The sequence below is a fragment of the Delftia tsuruhatensis NBRC 16741 genome, from assembly GCF_001571325.1.
GTDB lineage: Bacteria > Pseudomonadota > Gammaproteobacteria > Burkholderiales > Burkholderiaceae_C > Comamonas > Comamonas tsuruhatensis.
Window position 1 is genome coordinate 115,264 of sequence record NZ_BCTO01000007.1, and the last position, 16,736, is coordinate 131,999.

Genomic DNA, 16,736 nt, shown 5'->3' on the forward strand with positions numbered 1-16,736 from the left:
TAATCAGGCGATGCTGCCGCCGGCAGCTTCGATGGCAGCCTTGGCGCCGGCGGTAGCGCCGATGCCGTTGAGCTTGACAGCCTTGCTGATTTCACCGCTCTTGATGATCTTGACCACCTTTGCGATTTCACCAACCAGACCGGCTTGCTTCAGAGCTGCCAGATCGACTTCGGCCAGGCCCAGCTGTTCCAGAGCGGACAGGGTCACTTCTGCGTTGAACTTCAGCAGATGCGACTTGAAGCCACGCTTGGGCAGACGGCGCTGCAGAGGCATTTGACCGCCTTCGAAGCCCACCTTGTGGTAGCCACCCGAACGCGACTTCTGGCCCTTGTGACCACGGCCGGCAGTCTTGCCCAGGCCGGAGCCGATGCCGCGGCCGACACGGCGCTTGGCATGCTTGGCACCTGCTGCAGGCTTGATGCTATTGAGTTCCATCATCAATCCTTTCAGAGGACTTTGACCAGATAGCTGATCTTGTTGATCATGCCGCGCACAGCAGGCGTGTCCTGCAGTTCGCTGATGCTATTCAGCTTGCGCAGGCCCAGGCCACGGACGGTGGCGCGGTGCGATTCCTTGGTGCCAATGGGGCTGCGCACCAGTTGCACCTTCACGGTTTGTTGCGTTGTCATGTGATTGACTCCGATCAGGCGGTGAAGATGTCTTCAACCGACTTGCCGCGCTTGGCTGCCACTTCCGAAGGGGTCGTGGAGTTCTTCAGAGCGTCAAAAGTCGCGCGGACCATGTTGTAGGGATTCGACGAGCCATGGCTCTTGGCCACGATGTCGGTGATGCCCAGCACTTCGAAGACGGCGCGCATCGGGCCGCCGGCGATGATGCCGGTACCCTTGGGAGCGGGGTTCAGCATCACGGATGCTGCGCCATGCTGACCCATCACGGTGTGATGGATCGAGCCGTTCTTCAGGGACACCTTGATCATGTTGCGACGGGATTCTTCCATCGCCTTTTGCACGGCTGCAGGCACTTCCTTGGACTTGCCCTTGCCCATGCCAACACGGCCATCACCGTCGCCAACCACGGTCAGTGCAGCGAAGCCGAGGATACGACCGCCCTTCACAACCTTGGTGACGCGGTTCACCGCGATCATTTTTTCGCGCAGACCGTCGTCACGACCTTCGTCTTGCACCTTGGGAGAAAACTTTGCCATTTCTATCCGCTCCGCTTAGAACTGCAGGCCGGCTTCACGAGCGGCTTCTGCCAAAGCCTTCACGCGGCCGTGGTATGCGAAACCAGCGCGATCGAAAGCCACTTTCTCCACGCCTGCAGCCTTGGCCTTCTCGGCAATGCGCTTGCCGATCAGCGTAGCGGCAGCCACGTTGCCACCCTTGCCGATGGCGCCCAGTTGGGTGCGCACTTCGGCTTCGGCAGTCGAGGCCGAAGCCAGCACCTTGGTGCCGTCTTCCGACACCACGCTTGCGTAGATGTGGAGGTTCGTACGGTTCACGCTCAGACGTGCCACGCCTTGCTGTGCAATGCGGATGCGGGTCTGGCGGGCACGACGGAGACGCTGCTCTTTCTTGGTCAACATAATGCAGCTCCTTACTTCTTCTTGGTCTCTTTGATCACGACCTTCTCATCCGAGTAACGGATGCCCTTGCCCTTGTAGGGCTCGGGAGGACGAACGGCACGGATCTCAGCAGCCAGTTGGCCAACGGCCTGGCGGTCAGCACCCTTGACCACGATTTCCGTGGGCGTGGGGGTGGCAACAGTGATGCCGGCCGGCATTTCGAAGTTCACCGGGTGCGAATAGCCGATCGCGAGGTTCAGCTTGGCGCCAGAGGCCGAAGCCTTGAAGCCCACGCCGACCAGCGACAGCTTCTTCTCGAAGCCCTTGCTCACGCCCACCACCATGTTGTTCACCAGCTGACGCATGGTGCCGCTCATGGCGTTGGCTTCGCGCGAGTCGTTGACGGGCTCGAAAGACAGCTTGCCTTCGTTGTTGGAGATCTTCACCAGAACGTTCTGGGCCAGCGACAGCGTGCCGCCGGTGCCCTTCACATTGATCTGGTCAGCCTTGATGGACACATCCACGCCTGCGGGGATGGCCACGGGAGTCTTTGCTACGCGAGACATTTCAGTATTTCTCCTTAATGTCCGTTAGGCCACGTAGCACAGCACTTCGCCGCCCACGCCGGTGGCGCGTGCCTTGCGATCCGTCATCACGCCCTTGGGAGTGGTGACGATGGCCACGCCCAGACCGTTCATGACCTGGGGGATTGCGTCGCGGCCCTTGTACACGCGCAGGCCGGGACGGCTCACGCGCTCGATGCGCTCGATCACCGGACGGCCGGCGTAGTACTTCAGGGTAATTTCGAGTTCGGACTTGCCAGCGTCGGTCTTCACTTGGAAGCCGTCGATGTAGCCTTCATCCTTCAGCACCTGGGCGATGGCAACCTTGACCTTGGAGGAAGGAGCCGTCACGGTGGTCTTGGAGACCATTTGTGCATTGCGGATGCGGGTCAGCAAGTCAGCGATGGGATCACTCATGCTCATGTTTAATCTCTCCTGCTTGCTTACCAGCTGGCCTTGGTGACACCGGGGATGTCGCCAGCGAAGGCCAGTTCACGGATCTTGGCGCGGCCCAGACCGAATTGACGGAAGGTGCCACGGGGACGACCCGTGATCTCGCAGCGGTTGCGCTGGCGAGTGGGGTTCGCGTTACGGGGCAGCTTCTGCAGGCCCAGGCGAGCGGCGTCGCGCTCTTCGTCGCTGCGCTTTGCGTCAGCGGCGATTGCCTTCAGTTCTGCGTACTTGGCAGCGTACTTGGCCGCCAGCTTTTCGCGCTTGAGTTCGCGCTGAATCAATGCAACTTTAGCCATGCGCCACCTCAGTTCTTGAAGGGGAAACGGAAAGCGGCGAGCAGTGCCTTGCACTCGTCGTCGGTCTTTGCCGTAGTCGTGATGCTGATGTTCAGACCACGCAGAGCGTCCACCTTGTCGTACTCGATTTCGGGGAAGATGATCTGTTCCTTGACGCCGACGTTGTAGTTGCCGCGACCGTCGAACGAACGGCCGGAGATACCACGGAAGTCACGCACGCGGGGCAGAGCCACGGTGACGAAACGATCCAGGAATTCATACATCTGAACGCCACGCAGGGTCACCATGCAGCCGATGGCCTGGCCTTCGCGGATCTTGAAGCCGGCGATAGCCTTCTTGGCCTTGGTCACCACGGGCTTCTGACCAGCAATCTTGGTCAGGTCGGCCACGGCGTTGTCCATCACCTTCTTGTCGGCCACGGCTTCGCTCACACCCATGTTCAGGGTGATCTTGGTCAGGCGGGGCACTTCCATGGTGGAGGTGTAGCCGAACTTTTCCTTCAGTTCAGCCGCGATCTTTTCGCGATACAGTTTTTGCAGTCGTGCCATGTGTTACCCCTTAGGCCGCCTTGATTTCGGCGCCGTTGGACTTGAACACGCGAACGCGCGTGCCGTCGGCTTGCACCTTGATGCCCACGCGATCGGCCTTGCCGGTCGCTGCATTGAAGATGGCCACGTTGGATTGGTGGATAGGCATGGCCTTTTCCACGATGCCGCCGGTGGTGCCCTTCATGGGGTTCGGCTTGACGTGCTTCTTCACCAGGTTGATGCCGTCGATCAGCAGGTGGGAGTCGTCCTTGCGAGCCGAGACCACGCCTTGCTTGCCCTTGTCACGGCCGGTCAGCACGATGACTTGGTCGCCCTTGCGAATCTTGTTCATGGTGCTTCCTTTAGAGAACTTCAGGTGCCAGGGACACGATCTTCATGAACTTTTCGTTGCGCAGTTCACGAGTCACGGGGCCAAAGATGCGGGTGCCGATAGGCTCCAGCTTGGCGTTCAGCAGCACGGCGGCATTGCCGTCGAACTTGACGAGCGAGCCATCAGCGCGGCGAATACCCTTCGCCGTGCGCACCACGACCGCGCTGTAGACCTCGCCTTTTTTGACGCGTCCACGCGGTGCAGCTTCCTTGATGCTCACCTTGATGATGTCACCAACACTCGCATAGCGACGATGAGAACCGCCCAGCACCTTGATGCACTGAACAGACTTCGCGCCGGTGTTGTCGGCAACCTCTAACCGAGATTCTGTTTGGATCATTTCAATATTCCCAACTTGCTCCAGCAAACACCCGACAGCCCCAGAGTCTTCTCAAGGGCCGCGAGCAGCCAGTCAGTCTTGGGCCCGTCGTCCACGCCGAAAACCATTTCTCGGCGCTTCCACTGGGCAGATAACTTCACGATTTTCACGTGAAGCATGGGATTGTCCCAGAAATTCCTTTGCGCGTCAAACCCTTAGCGACTTTTCCCGCCCCTGCCCGGCAGCGTTGCGCAACGCCCACAAGGGCGCCGGCAACCGAGGGGCCGCCCGGGCCTCCCGATCGGCCCATGCCACCGGAGACGCCCATAAAAAAGCCGAGCCACGCGGGCTCGGCAAAGGGTGGCAGACTCAACGCAATTGTTGGCTGCGGACGGACCGCGCCGACGACGGCACAGACCGCGCAGCGGCTTTGGGGCCACCGCGTCGGGCTTGGGCGCGGCCCTTGCCCTGCGGAAAACGCACTTTCAAGCGCTTTCTTTTTGCTTCCCTCCCTCGTCAGCCTTGTGCTGGCTGCTGTTCACTGGCACTGAAGCTGGGCGCCATGAACCGCATTCTCATTCATAAAACCAATCGAGTACATATATTCATCAATTTTGACAATCATTCGTGGCGCAAGCGTCTTACGCAGAAAGCACAACGCCCTGCGCTGCAGGGCGTTGTGCATGGAGATGGACAGGATCAGGCAGGCAGGTACTGCGCCGCCAGCGGCATGAAGTCCGCCAGGCCGGCGTCGTGTCCCAGCTCCTCCTGGAGGATGGCCGCCACGCGCGGGGCCACTTCGGCGGCCTTGCGCGCGTCGAGGAACAGCAGGCGGCTGCGGCGCGCCAGCACGTCTTCCACGGTGCGCGCGTATTCGAAGCGCGCGGCAAAGCGCACCATGGCTTCGTTCAGGCCGTCGGCCAGCCATTCGTCGTTGCCCGGCAACGCCTGCACCGCCGAGGCTTCCGTGCCGTAGGAATGCAGGCCCTGGATCTGGTTCATGCGGTGGTGCACGGCGGACTCGGCCGGGGCGCCGGCCAGCGGCAGGCGGGCCGTGACACCACCGGGGCGGTGCGGCAGGCGGCCGATGGCAAAGCATTCGGAGAGCACGTCTTCGGCCATGGCGCGGTAGGTGGTCCACTTGCCGCCCGTGACGGTCACCAGGCCGGTGCGGCTGGACATGACGGTGTGCTCGCGGCTGATCTTCTTGGTGTTTTCGCCATCGTCGTCCTGGGGCTTGACCAGCGGGCGCAGGCCCACCCACATGCTGCGCACGTCGGCCAGCGTGGGCTGGCGCGTGAGGTAGCGGCCTGCCTCGGTGAGGATGAAGTCCAGTTCTTCGGGGAAAGGCAGGGGTTCGCGCGCCAGGTCGTTGCGCGGCGTGTCGGTGGTGCCCAGGATGACCTTGCCCAGCCAGGGCACGGCAAAGAGCACGCGGCCGTCGGCCGTCTTGGGCACGAGCAGGGCATGGTCGCTGGGCAGGAAGTCGCGGTCCACGACCACGTGCACGCCCTGGCTGGGCGCGACCATGGGCTTGACGGGACGGCCCTGGGCCTCGGCGTCCTGCTGGCGGAACAGGTCCACCCAGGGGCCGGTGGCGTTGACCACGCACTTGGCGCGCAGCGTGAAGCGCCGGCCCGATTCCGTGTCTTCGCAGACCAGGCCGGCGACCTTGCCGCCTTCATGCAGCAGTTCAAGCGCGGGGCAGTAGTTGACCAGCAGCGCGCCCTTGGCAGCGGCCGTGCGGGCCAGCGCCAGCGCCAGGCGGGCATCGTCGAACTGGCCGTCCCAGTATTTGACGCCGCCCTTGAGGCCCTGCTGCCGCACGGTGGGCAGGCACTTCACGGTGCTGGAGCGCGAGAGGAATTCCGTGGCGCCCAGGCCTGCCTTGCCGGCCAGCGCGTCATACATCTTGAGGCCGATGCCGTAGAACGGCGTGTCCAGCAGCTTGTAGGACGGCATGACGAAGGCCAGCGGCTGCGCCAGGTGGGGCGCGTTGTGCAGCAGCGTGGTGCGCTCATGCAGCGCTTCCCGCACCAGGGCGATGTTGCCCTGCGCCAGGTAGCGCACGCCACCATGGACCAGCTTGGTGGCACGCGAGGACGTGCCCTTGGCGAAGTCATGCGACTCCACCAGCACGACCTTGAACCCGCGCGCCGCCGCGTCCAGGGCCACGCCCAGGCCGGTGGCACCGCCGCCGATGATGGCCAGATCGTAGGTTTCAGGCTGGGCCAGGCGTTCCAGCAGGGCGGCGCGGCCGGTGGGCAGAGGGGAAGCAGCGAGGGACATGGATCTTCGACGAAGGAATGTGGGGCAAGTTAACAGGGCGCCATGTAGCCGCCATGTCAGCACCCGGGACGCCACGCCTGCGCCCAATGCGAAGGGGACGGAATCGGGTTTTCCGCTATTTTCGCTCGTTTTTGTATTTTTTTCTTCGCTATCTTTCGTTTCGTGTTTTTTGCAGTCAACGAATTTGGAGATAGGCCGGGAGACCAGCACAGGGCATGTTGTCCAAAGCCGACACGGCCCAACTCAGGGACGCCGAGCAAGAGCCGCCTCGCGGCGAGGGCGTCGTCCCCCTCCCTTGCGAAGCAAGTAGAGAGGGGGAAGGCGCGCAAGCGCCTCAGGGGGTGCTAACGCACCTTGCCGTTTTTCCAGGCATTGAGCAGCGTGTCATACGCAATCGTCTCGCCCTTGGGCTTTTCATTGGCCAGCTTCTTCCACGGCGCCTGCTTGTCGCTGAGCCACTTGGCCGGGTCGCCCTTGGGGTTGAGCTTGGGCGCGCAGTGCGCCATGCCTGCGCGCTGCAGGCGGGCCATGACCTGGTCCATTTCCTCGGCCAGGTTGTCCATGGCGCCCTGGGGCGTCTTCTCGCCGGTGACGGCCTGGGCCACGTTCTTCCACCACAGCTGGGCCAGCTTGGGATAGTCGGGCACGTTGTTGCCGGTGGGCGTCCAGGCCACGCGGGCGGGGCTGCGGTAGAACTCGACCAGGCCGCCGAGCTTGGGCGCCATGTCGGTCATGGCCTTGGAGCGGATGTCGCTTTCGCGGATGGGCGTCAGGCCGACGATGGTCTTCTTGAGGCTGGTGGTCTTGGCGGTGACGAACTGCGCGTAGAGCCAGGCGGCGGCCGTGCGGTTGGCGTCATGGTCCTTGAAGAAGGTCCAGCTGCCCACGTCCTGGTAGCCGTTTTGCATGCCGTCCTTCCAGTACGGCCCGTTGGGGCCGGGCGCCATGCGCCATTTGGGCGTGCCGTCGGCATTGACCACGGGCAGGCCGGGCTTGGTCATGTCGGCCGTGAAGGCGGTGTACCAGAAGATCTGCTGCGCGATATGGCCCTGGGCCGGCACGGGGCCGGACTCGCCGAAGGTCATGCCCATGGCTTCCTTGGGCGCGTACTTCTTCATCCAGTCCACGTACTTGGTGAGCGCGAACACGGCGGCCGGCGAGTTGGTGGCGCCCCCGCGCGAGACCGAGGCGCCCACGGGCGTGCACTTGTCGTCGGCCACGCGGATGCCCCACTCGTCCACGGGCATGCCGTTGGGAATGCCCTTGTCGGCCGCGCCGGCCATGGACAGCCAGGCATCGGTGAAGCGCCAGCCCAGCGACGGGTCCTTCTTGCCGTAGTCCATGTGGCCGTAGATGGGCTTGCTGTCGATCTGCTTGACGTCGTTGGTGAAGAACTCGGCGATGTCCTCGTAGGCGCTCCAGTTCAGCGGCACGCCCAGCTCGTAGCCGTACTTGGCCTTGAACTTGTCCTTGAGGTCCTTGCGCTCGAAGAGGTCGGCGCGGAACCAGTAGAGGTTGGCGAACTGCTGGTCGGGCAGCTGGTAGAGCTTGCCGTCGGGCGCGGTGGTGAAGCTGGTGCCGATGAAGTCCTTGATGTCCAGGCCCGGATTGGTGAAGTCCTTGCCGGCGCCGGCCATGTAGTCGGTCAGGCTCATGATGCGGCCGTAGCGGTAGTGCGTGCCGATCAGGTCGGAGTCGGAGATCCAGCCGTCATAGATGGACTTGCCCGACTGCATCGAGGTCTGCAGCTTCTCGACCACGTCGCCTTCCTGGATCAGGTCGTGCTTGACGGTGATGCCCGTGATCTCGGTGAAGGCCTTGGCCAGCGTCTTGCTCTCGTACTCGTGCGTGGTGATGGTCTCGGAGACCACGGCGATCTCCTTGACGCCCTTGGCCTGCAGCTTCTTGGCCGCCTCGATGAACCACTTCATCTCGGCCATCTGCTGGTCCTTGGACAGCGTGCTGGGCTGGAACTCCGCGTCGATCCACTTCTTGGCTTCCGCCTCTCCGGCCCAGGCCGCCTGCCCCGCCGCCAGCAGGGCCGCCGCGAGGGCGATGGTGTGAAGTCGTTGTTTCATCTGCCGTCTCCTAGATTCTTGCTGTCTCCCCGACATGCACATGCACCAGCGGGCCCCGGGGGAGCTTCGGACCCGGCTGTCGATAAATGGAATGAAGTGATCAGCCTTTGCGCATCACGACGGCCAGCACGAGCATGGACAGCACGAAACTGATCCACACCGAAGGCTCGGCCTCCAGCGAGAACCACTGCGCCATCTTCTCGCCCAGCCCCACCCAGGCCAGATTGACATAGGCCGCCAGCAGCAGCCCGATGAACAGCCGGTCCCCGCGCGTCGTCGCCATCGGCAGCCAGCCCTTGCGCATCACGGTCGGGCTGCGCAACTCCCACAGCGTCATGCCCACCAGCATCAGCACGATGCAACTGAAGAACACCGCCACCGGCAGCGTCCAGGCCATCCAGGAAAACATTGACGAGTCCTTTCAGAAACAAAAACCACTGCCCGTCGAAACTGGCGCGGCCCCAAGCGAGGGACAGCAAGCAAGGGCCGCCCCGCCGCGAGGCTGTCGTCCCCCTCCCCCGCGAAGCGGGCAGAGAGGGGGAAGGCGCGCAAGCGCCTCAGGGGGTGCCTCACACCCTCCCCATTGCGAAACCCTTGGCGATGTAATGCCGCACGAACCAGATCACGATGGCGCCCGGCACGATGGTCAGCACGCCGGCCGCCGCCAGCGTCGCCCAGTCCATGCCCGAGGCCGAGACGGTGCGCGTCATGGTCGCCACGATGGGCTTGGCGTTCACGCTGGTCAGCGTGCGCGCCAGCAGCAGTTCCACCCAGCTGAACATGAAGCAGAAGAAGGCCGCCACGCCCACGCCGGCCTTGATCAGCGGCAGGAAGATGGTGAGGAAAAAGCGCGGGAAGGAGTAGCCGTCGATATAGGCCGTCTCGTCGATCTCGCGCGGAATGCCGCTCATGAAACCCTCCAGGATCCAGACGGCCAGCGGCACGTTGAACAGCAGGTGGGCCAGGGCCACGGCGATGTGCGTGTCCATCAGGCCCACCGTGGTGTAGAGCTGGAAGAAGGGCAGCAGGAAGACGGCCGGCGGCGTCATGCGGTTGGTCAGCAGCCAGAAGAACACATGCTTGTCGCCCAGGAACTGGTAGCGCGAGAACGCATAGGCCGCCGGCAGCGCCACCGTCAGCGAGATCACGGTGTTGATGGCCACGTAGATCAGGCTGTTGATGTAGCCCGAGTACCAGGAGGCGTCGGTGAAGATGGTTTGGTAGTTGGCCCAGGTGAAATGCTGGGGCCACAGCGAGAAGCTCGACAGGATCTCCTCGTTGGTCTTGAAGCTCATGTTGACCATCCAGTAGATGGGCAGCACGGCGAACAGCAGGTAGGCGACGAGGAACAGCGTGCGCTTGTGGAAACGGCGGTCTTCAGTCATGTCCGGCCTCCCGCAGGGCCACCCCAAGGCAGGCCGAGCCCCCTCGGGGGGCAGTGAACGAAGGGAGCGTGGGGGTCATTCTCTTGCCCCTTCCTTGTCTGCCGTGCCCACGCGCTGCATCCAGTTGTAGAGGATGAAGCACAGCAGCAGGATGATGAGGAAATAGATCAGCGAGAAGGCCGCCGCCGGCCCGAGGTCGAACTGGCCCACGGCCTTTTGCGTCAGGTACTGCGACAGGAAGGTGGTCGCATTGCCGGGCCCGCCGCCCGTGAGCACGAAGGGCTCGGTATAGATCATGAAGCTGTCCATGAAGCGCAGCAGCACGGCGATCATCAGCACGCCGCGCATCTTGGGCAGCTGGATGTAGCGGAACACCGCGAACTTGCTGGCGCCGTCGATGCGCGCGGCCTGGTAGTAGGCGTCGGGAATGGAGCGCAGGCCCGCGTAGCACAGCAGGGCCACCAGCGGCGTCCAGTGCCAGACATCCATGACCAGCACGGTGAGCCAGGCATGGGTGGCATTGCCCGTGTAGTTGTAGTCCACGCCCAGCGCGTTGAGCGCCGCGCCCAGCAGGCCGATGTCGGCGCGGCCGTAGATCTGCCAGATGGTGCCGACCACGTTCCACGGAATCAGCAGCGACAGCGAGACCACGACCAGCACCGCCGAGGCCTTCCAGCCCTGGGCCGGCATGGACAGGGCCAGGGCGATGCCCAGCGGGATCTCCACCAGCAGCACGGCCAGCGAAAAGCCGATCTGGCGCAGCAGGGCCGAGTGCAGTTCCTCGTCGCGCATGACCTGGGCAAACCATTCCGTGCCCACGAACACGCGCCGGTCCGGACTGATGATGTCCTGCACCGAGTAGTTCACCACCGTCATCAGCGGGATGATGGCCGAGAAGGCCACGCAGATGATGACCGGCAGGATCAGCAGCCAGGCCTTCTGGTTGACGGGCTTGATGGTCTGGCTCATGCCTGCAGCTCCTCGTTGACGTAGTAGCAGGTGTGGGGGCCCTGCAATTGCACCCAGACGGTCTGCCCTGCGGCGGGCAGGAAGGCGTCGGCGCCGCAGCGCAGCTTGAGAAGCCGCTCGCCCAGGCGCGCCACCAGCAGCTGGTGCGTGCCCACGTCCTGCACGCGCTCCACCGTGCAGGCCACGGCGCCGGGCGCGTCGGCCGAGGCCAGTGTCAGGTACTCGGGGCGTATGCCCAGGCTCAGGGGCAGGCCGGGCGCCACGCTGGCCAGTGCGGCGGGCAGAGACAGGTACTGGCCCTCGGCCAGCAGCCGGCCGCCGTCCTGCTGCAGCGGCACGAAGTTCATGCCCGGCGAGCCGATGAAGTGGCCGACGAAGGCGTGGCTGGGCCGTTCGAAGAGCTGGGCCGGCGTGCCCACCTGCACGGCACGGCCACGCGTCATGACCACGACCTGATCGGCAAAGGTCAGGGCCTCCACTTGGTCGTGCGTCACATAGATCAGCGTGAGCCGCAGTTCATGGTGGATCTGCTTGAGCTTGCGGCGCAGCTGCCACTTGAGCTGGGGGTCGATCACCGTGAGCGGCTCGTCGAACAGCACGGCCGAGACATCGGGCCGCACCAGGCCCCGGCCCAGCGAGATCTTCTGCTTGGCGTCGGCCGACAGGCCCGCCGCGCGCTGGTCGAGCTGGCCGCTCATCTCCAGCATCTCGGCGATCTGGCCCACGCGGGCGCGGATGCGGTCGGCAGGCATGCGGCGGTTCTTCAGCGGAAAGGCCAGGTTCTCGGCCACGGTCATGGTGTCGTAGATCACCGGGAACTGGAACACCTGGGCGATGTTGCGCTCCTGGGGCGTGGCGCGCGTCATGTCGCGGCCGTCGAACAGCACCTTGCCCTGCGAGGGGACCAGCAGGCCCGACATGATGTTGAGCATGGTGGTCTTGCCGCAGCCCGAGGGACCCAGCAGCGCGTAGGCGCCGCCGTCCTCGAAGACCATGCTCAGCGGCAGCAGCGCATAGTCGCTGTCCTGCTGCGGGTTCGGCTTGTAGGAGTGGGCCAGATCGAGTTCTATGCGGGCCATCTCATCGTCCTCCGGGCCGCGCCGGCGCCAGCAGCAGCGCGCCGTCCGTGCCGAACACGTAGGCATGGGCCGGGTCCAGGTGCAGCGTAACCGCGCTGCCCAGATCCAGGTGGTGCACGCCCGTGACCTGGGCCACCAGCTCGCCCCAGGGCGTGGTGGCGTGCACGAAAGTGTCCGACCCCGAGATCTCGGCCAGTTCCACCACGCCTTGCAGCGCAACATCCCCGGGCCGGGCCTGCAGGCGCAGCGCACTGGCGCGCAGGCCCAGGGTCAGGGGGCCGGCAGCGGCCAGGCCCACCGGCAGCGCCATGGGCAGCCGCGCGCCGCCGGGCAGCTCCAACCCGGTGTCCACGGCCTGCGCGGGCACCAGGTTCATGGGCGGATCGCTGAAGGCCCGCGCCACACGCAGCGAATTGGGTCGGTGGAACACCTCCGCCGTGGGGCCGTACTGCAGCAGCTCCCCCTCGTGCAGCACGGCCGTGTGGCCGCCCAGCAGCAGGGCCTCGCCGGGCTCGGTGGTGGCGTAGACCACGGTGGAGCTGCCGGTGGCGAACAGCTGGGTCAGCTCCTCGCGCAGTTCCTCGCGCAGCTTGTAGTCGAGGTTGACCAGCGGCTCGTCCAGCAGCATCAGCGGAGCGCCCTTGGCCAGCGCCCTCGCCAGGGCCACGCGCTGCTGCTGGCCACCCGACAGCTCGGCCGGATAGCGGTCCAGGAACATCTCTATGTGCAGCCGCTCGGCCAGGGCGCGCACGCGCTGCGCCACGTCGCGATCGCCGCGCAGCTTCAGCGGCGAGGCGATGTTGTCCGCCACCGTGAGCGAGGGATAGTTGATGAACTGCTGGTAGACCATGGCCACGTTGCGCTCGCGCACGGGCATGCCGGTCACATCGACGCCATCGACGCGCACCCGGCCTTCGGTGGGCACGTCCAGGCCGGCCATGATGCGCATCAGGCTGGTCTTGCCGGCCTGCGTGGCGCCCAGCAGCACGGTCACCGCGCGGCTTTCCAGTTCCAGGTGCATGGGGTGCAGCCAGGTCTGGCCGCCCACACGCTTGCTGATTCTCTCCAACACCAGTTCCACGACTGCCCTCTTTTGACGAGGCCGCCACCGGGGCAGCATTTGAACAAGGAGAAAGGCGGGCCTCCAAAGCGCGTTTGAAGGCCCGAACGTCTTCATTTTTGTTCTTTCCGGATCGCAGCCCATCAACACATACCCTAGGTGCTGTTCCTTTTTCTTCGTTTTAAAGTTCCCCAGCCCACGGCTGGCCGCGTCAAATGCGCTATAAACCCGTCGCCCGGCCCGATTGACTGCCCGACCATCCACCCGCCCCCCCGATCGCCCCTCCGATGGATTTGCCGTGAACACCAACCCCCGCCAACTACAGCTGCTGGACGAAGTCCGCAGCCGCCAGTCCACCACGGTGGAGCAGCTGGCCGAGATCCTGGGCGTGACGCTTCAGACCGTGCGCCGCGACATTCAGAAGCTGGCAGATGCCGGGCTGATGGTGCGCTTTCACGGCGGCGTGCGCGTGCCCAGCGCCACGGTCGAGAACCTGGGCCACCCCCAGCGCCAGGTGCTGCATGCCGAAGGCAAGTCGCGCATTGCGCGCGCCGTGGCCGAGGCCATTCCCAACGGCTGCTCGCTGATCCTGAACATCGGCACCACCACCGAGGCCGTGGCCCAGGCCCTGCTCAAGCACCGGGGCCTGCGCGTGATCACCAACAACCTCAACGTGGCGGCCATCCTCAGCTCCAACGCGGACTGCGAAGTCATCGTGGCCGGCGGCGTGGTGCGCACGCGCGACCGGGGCATCGTGGGCGAGGCCGCCGTGGATTTCATACGCCAGTTCAAGGTGGACATCGCCCTGATCGGCATCTCGGCCATCGAGCCCGATGGCAGCCTGCGCGACTTCGACATGCGCGAGGTCAAGGTGGCCCAGACCATCATTGCCCAGTCGCGCGAGGTCTGGCTGGCCGCCGACCACAGCAAGTTCCACCGCCAGGCCATGGTGGAGCTGGCACGCCTGGACCAGATCGACCGCCTGTTCACCGATACCGCGCCCCCTGCGCCCTTCGACGCACTGCTTCGCGAAGCCGAGGTGCAATGCGTGGTGGCGCAATAAGTTTTCCGCAGCCGCTGCGCCACCGCCCGCACAGGACACGCGCACCGGCCCTGCTTTTCCTGGATACCGCACCATGACCTATCTGCTTGCCCTGGACCAGGGCACCTCCAGCTCGCGCAGCATCGTCTTCGACACCCAGGGCCGCATCGTGGCCTCTGCCCAGCTGGAGCTGCCGCAGATCTATCCCCGCCCCGGCTGGGTGGAGCACGATCCGCGCGAGATCTGGCGCACCCAGCTGGCCACGGCGCGCGAGGCCCTGGCCAAGGCCGGGCTGGCGGCGGCCGACATCCGCGCCCTGGGCATCACCAACCAGCGCGAGACCACCGTGGTCTGGAACCGCGCCACGGGCCAACCCCTGCACCACGCCATCGTCTGGCAGGACCGCCGCGCCGAGCCGCTGTGCGCCCAGCTGCGCGAGGCCGGCCATGCCGACACCATCCAGCGCAAGACCGGCCTGCTGATCGACGCCTATTTCTCGGGCACCAAGCTGCGCTGGATCCTGGACAACGTCAATGGCGCACGCGCCGCCGCCGAGCGCGGCGAGCTGGCCTTCGGCACCGTGGACAGCTGGCTGATCTGGCAGCTCACGGGCGGGCGCCGCCATGTGACCGATGTCTCCAACGCCAGCCGCACCATGCTGTTCAACGTCCACACCAACCAGTGGGACGACGATCTGCTGGCGCTGCTGGAGATTCCGCGCGCGCTGATGCCCGAGGTGCTGCCTTCCGCCGCCGATTTCGGCCGCACGGCAGCCGAGGTGCTGGGCGGCGAGATCGCCATCGGCGGCGTGGCCGGCGACCAGCAAAGCGCCCTCTTCGGCCAGGCCTGCTTTTCCGCCGGCATGGCCAAGAACACCTATGGCACGGGCTGCTTCATGCTCATGCACACAGGCGGCGTGTTCCAGACCTCTGCCAACGGCCTGCTGACCACCGCTGCGGCACAGCCCAGCGCTGCGCCGGCCTATGCGCTGGAAGGCAGCGTCTTCGTGGGCGGCGCCGTGGTCCAGTGGCTGCGCGACGGGCTGCGCGCCATCGAGCACAGCGGCCAGGTGCAGCAACTGGCCGAGAGCGTGCCCGACTCGGGCGGCGTGATGATGGTGCCGGCCTTCACCGGACTGGGCGCCCCCTACTGGAAGCCCGATGCACGCGGCACCATCACGGGCCTGACGCGCGGCACCACCATCGCCCACATCGCGCGGGCCGCGCTGGAATCCATCGCCTTCCAGAGCGCCGCCCTGCTGCTGGCCATGAGCCGCGACGCGGTGGCCAGCGGCGGCGCGCCGGTGAGCGAACTGCGCGTGGACGGCGGCGCCTGCGTTAACAACCTGCTCATGCAGTTCCAGGCCGACCTGCTGGGCATTCCCGTAGTGCGCCCGGCCTGCGTGGAGACCACGGCCCTGGGCGCGGCCTACCTGGCGGGCCTGTCCTCGGGCATCTACCAGAGCACCGAGGAACTGTCGGCGCTGTGGAAGGCCGAGCGCCGCTTCGTGCCCACGCTGGACAAGCACCGCGCCGACGAGCTGATGGCGCGCTGGGAGCATGCGGTGGCCCAGACCGCGCTGGCGGCCTGAGGCTGACTGTCTTGCGCCGGCTTGCCAGCCTGGTTGCTTGCGGCCTGTGGTTGGCAGGCTGTGCCGCGCCACCGCAGGCGCTGCCGGTCCCGCAGCCCACCGCCTGCGCACGCCTGCAATGGCTGGGCAGCACCACCCTTGCGCGGGACGAGCCCATCGACGGCGCCATCACAGGCGGCATCTCGGGCCTGGACTACGACGCGCAGCGCGGCGACTACGTGGCCATCAGCGATGACCGCTCGGCCCGCGGCCCCGCGCGCTGGATGCGCCTGCGCATGGAGCCGCTGGACGCCGGCCAGCGCGCCGGCCCCAACCCCTGGCAGGCGCAGGTCACCGAAGTGCACCCGCTGCGGGATGCCGAGGGCCGCTGGCTGCGCCCGCGCCATGCCGCGCCCGCCACCCAGCCCGTGCCCGACCCCGAAGCCATCCGCCTGCTGCCGGACGGCGGCCTGCTGTGGACCGACGAAGGCGACCCGGGCCGGGGCTTTGGCACCTCGCTGGTGAGGACCGACGCCACGGGCCGCCAGATCGCGCGGTGGTTCTACGCATTCAAGGACAAGGACGGCAGGCCGGGCCTGCGCTCGAACTTCGGCTTCGAGGGGCTGGCCGTCACGCCGGACGGACAGCAGGCCTGGCTGGCCCTGGAGACGCCGCTGCGCCAGGACGGACCGCGCGCCAGCGCCGCCACGGCAGGCGCGCCCGTGCGCATCAGCCTGGTCAGCCTGGACGACGGCCGGCTGCTGCGCCAGATCGCCTACCAGCCCGATGCCGTGCCGGCCGCCAGCTGGGCCCTGCCCCAGCGCGAGGTCAACGGCATCAGCGAAATCCTGCCGGACGGTCCCGACCATCTGCTGGTACTGGAGCGCTCCTACAGCCCGGGCCACGGCTTTGGCGCGCGGCTGTACCGCATCGGCCTGCAAGCGCCCGATACGCTGGCCATGGACAGCTTCATGCGCAACCCGCCGCAGGTGGCAGCCAAGCAGCTGATTGCGGACCTGTCCACGGTTCAGCGCGGGCGGCTGGACAACATGGAGGCCATGTCCTGGGGCCCGCCGCTGCCCGATGGCACGCGCGTGCTGGTGTTCGTCAGCGACGACAACTTCAACCCGGCGCAGGCCAACCAGATCCTGGTCACCGCCTACCGGCCCTCGACGCCCTGCGCCCCCTGA

General features: G+C 65.7%; 21 protein-coding genes. 3 read left to right on the plus strand and 18 right to left on the minus strand.

The annotated features are described in order from the left end of the window. Nucleotides 1–3: 3 nt before the first annotated feature. From rplO to DTS01S_RS01905, 18 genes are all read right to left on the minus strand, one after another. Nucleotides 4–435 carry a 50S ribosomal protein L15 gene (gene rplO, locus DTS01S_RS01825; RefSeq protein WP_016449179.1) on the minus strand — a complete coding sequence of 144 codons (432 nt, stop codon included), beginning with the start codon at nt 433–435 and terminating at the stop codon, nt 4–6. Between the two features lie 11 nt (nt 436–446). Beyond that, a complete protein-coding gene (gene rpmD / locus DTS01S_RS01830) occupies nt 447–629 on the minus strand; it encodes a 50S ribosomal protein L30 (protein WP_012202972.1) in 183 nt (60 codons plus the stop codon). A 14-nt stretch (nt 630–643) separates the two neighbouring features. Then, entirely contained in the window at nt 644–1,165 is a 522-nt protein-coding gene (rpsE, locus tag DTS01S_RS01835) for a 30S ribosomal protein S5 (protein ID WP_016449178.1), read from the minus strand. Nucleotides 1,166–1,180: 15 nt separating this feature from the next. After that, nucleotides 1,181–1,546: a 50S ribosomal protein L18 gene (gene rplR, locus DTS01S_RS01840; RefSeq protein WP_012202970.1), complete on the minus strand. Its 366-nt coding sequence runs from the start codon at nt 1,544–1,546 to the stop codon at nt 1,181–1,183. 11 nt (nt 1,547–1,557) lie between these two features. Further along, nucleotides 1,558–2,091, minus strand: a complete 534-nt coding sequence (gene rplF, locus DTS01S_RS01845; RefSeq protein ID WP_016449177.1) for a 50S ribosomal protein L6 — start codon at nt 2,089–2,091, stop codon at nt 1,558–1,560. Between the two features lie 24 nt (nt 2,092–2,115). Continuing rightward, complete coding sequence (rpsH, locus tag DTS01S_RS01850) at nt 2,116–2,511, minus strand: 30S ribosomal protein S8 (RefSeq protein WP_016449176.1); 396 nt, start codon at nt 2,509–2,511, stop codon at nt 2,116–2,118. Between the two features lie 20 nt (nt 2,512–2,531). Further along, on the minus strand, nt 2,532–2,837 hold the full coding sequence (gene rpsN / locus DTS01S_RS01855; protein WP_012202967.1) for a 30S ribosomal protein S14: 306 nt from the start codon (nt 2,835–2,837) through the stop codon (nt 2,532–2,534). An 8-nt stretch (nt 2,838–2,845) separates the two neighbouring features. After that, nucleotides 2,846–3,385 carry a 50S ribosomal protein L5 gene (rplE, locus tag DTS01S_RS01860; RefSeq protein WP_016449175.1) on the minus strand — a complete coding sequence of 180 codons (540 nt, stop codon included), beginning with the start codon at nt 3,383–3,385 and terminating at the stop codon, nt 2,846–2,848. A 10-nt stretch (nt 3,386–3,395) separates the two neighbouring features. Then, entirely contained in the window at nt 3,396–3,716 is a 321-nt protein-coding gene (rplX, locus tag DTS01S_RS01865) for a 50S ribosomal protein L24 (protein WP_016449174.1), read from the minus strand. Between the two features lie 10 nt (nt 3,717–3,726). Further along, a complete protein-coding gene (gene rplN / locus DTS01S_RS01870) occupies nt 3,727–4,095 on the minus strand; it encodes a 50S ribosomal protein L14 (RefSeq protein WP_016449173.1) in 369 nt (122 codons plus the stop codon). Beyond that, complete coding sequence (locus DTS01S_RS30830) at nt 4,092–4,253, minus strand: hypothetical protein (RefSeq protein WP_016449172.1); 162 nt, start codon at nt 4,251–4,253, stop codon at nt 4,092–4,094. Before DTS01S_RS30830 ends, rplN begins: the two co-directional genes overlap by 4 nt. A 520-nt stretch (nt 4,254–4,773) precedes the next feature. Then, entirely contained in the window at nt 4,774–6,363 is a 1,590-nt protein-coding gene (locus DTS01S_RS01875) for a glycerol-3-phosphate dehydrogenase/oxidase (RefSeq protein ID WP_061287250.1), read from the minus strand. A gap of 344 nt (nt 6,364–6,707) precedes the next feature. Further along, on the minus strand, nt 6,708–8,441 hold the full coding sequence (locus DTS01S_RS01880) for an ABC transporter substrate-binding protein (RefSeq protein WP_061287252.1): 1,734 nt from the start codon (nt 8,439–8,441) through the stop codon (nt 6,708–6,710). 100 nt (nt 8,442–8,541) lie between these two features. Beyond that, nucleotides 8,542–8,850 carry a DUF2160 domain-containing protein gene (locus DTS01S_RS01885; protein WP_016449169.1) on the minus strand — a complete coding sequence of 103 codons (309 nt, stop codon included), beginning with the start codon at nt 8,848–8,850 and terminating at the stop codon, nt 8,542–8,544. A gap of 160 nt (nt 8,851–9,010) precedes the next feature. After that, the gene (locus DTS01S_RS01890) at nt 9,011–9,826 is read right to left on the minus strand and encodes a carbohydrate ABC transporter permease (protein ID WP_013804448.1); all 816 of its coding nucleotides are present in this window, start codon (nt 9,824–9,826) and stop codon (nt 9,011–9,013) included. 75 nt (nt 9,827–9,901) lie between these two features. Then, nucleotides 9,902–10,795, minus strand: a complete 894-nt coding sequence (locus tag DTS01S_RS01895) for a carbohydrate ABC transporter permease (RefSeq protein WP_034363482.1) — start codon at nt 10,793–10,795, stop codon at nt 9,902–9,904. After that, nucleotides 10,792–11,874, minus strand: coding sequence for an ABC transporter ATP-binding protein (locus DTS01S_RS01900; RefSeq protein WP_016452006.1), 1,083 nt, complete (start codon nt 11,872–11,874; stop codon nt 10,792–10,794). The genes DTS01S_RS01895 and DTS01S_RS01900 overlap by 4 nt, the downstream gene beginning before the upstream one ends. A 1-nt stretch (nt 11,875) precedes the next feature. Next, nucleotides 11,876–12,955 carry an ABC transporter ATP-binding protein gene (locus DTS01S_RS01905; protein WP_034363480.1) on the minus strand — a complete coding sequence of 360 codons (1,080 nt, stop codon included), beginning with the start codon at nt 12,953–12,955 and terminating at the stop codon, nt 11,876–11,878. Nucleotides 12,956–13,232: 277 nt separating this feature from the next. On the opposite strand from DTS01S_RS01905, the gene DTS01S_RS01910 reads away from it, so the two are divergent. The 3 genes from DTS01S_RS01910 to DTS01S_RS01920 all read left to right on the plus strand — a co-directional run bounded on the left by DTS01S_RS01910 (nt 13,233) and on the right by DTS01S_RS01920 (nt 16,736). Then, on the plus strand, nt 13,233–13,997 hold the full coding sequence (locus DTS01S_RS01910) for a DeoR/GlpR family DNA-binding transcription regulator (protein ID WP_016452008.1): 765 nt from the start codon (nt 13,233–13,235) through the stop codon (nt 13,995–13,997). Nucleotides 13,998–14,070: 73 nt separating this feature from the next. Beyond that, nucleotides 14,071–15,567 (plus strand): glycerol kinase GlpK, encoded by a 1,497-nt coding sequence (gene glpK, locus DTS01S_RS01915; protein WP_061287254.1) that lies wholly within the window; start codon nt 14,071–14,073, stop codon nt 15,565–15,567. 11 nt (nt 15,568–15,578) lie between these two features. Beyond that, a complete protein-coding gene (locus tag DTS01S_RS01920; protein ID WP_061287256.1) occupies nt 15,579–16,736 on the plus strand; it encodes an esterase-like activity of phytase family protein in 1,158 nt (385 codons plus the stop codon).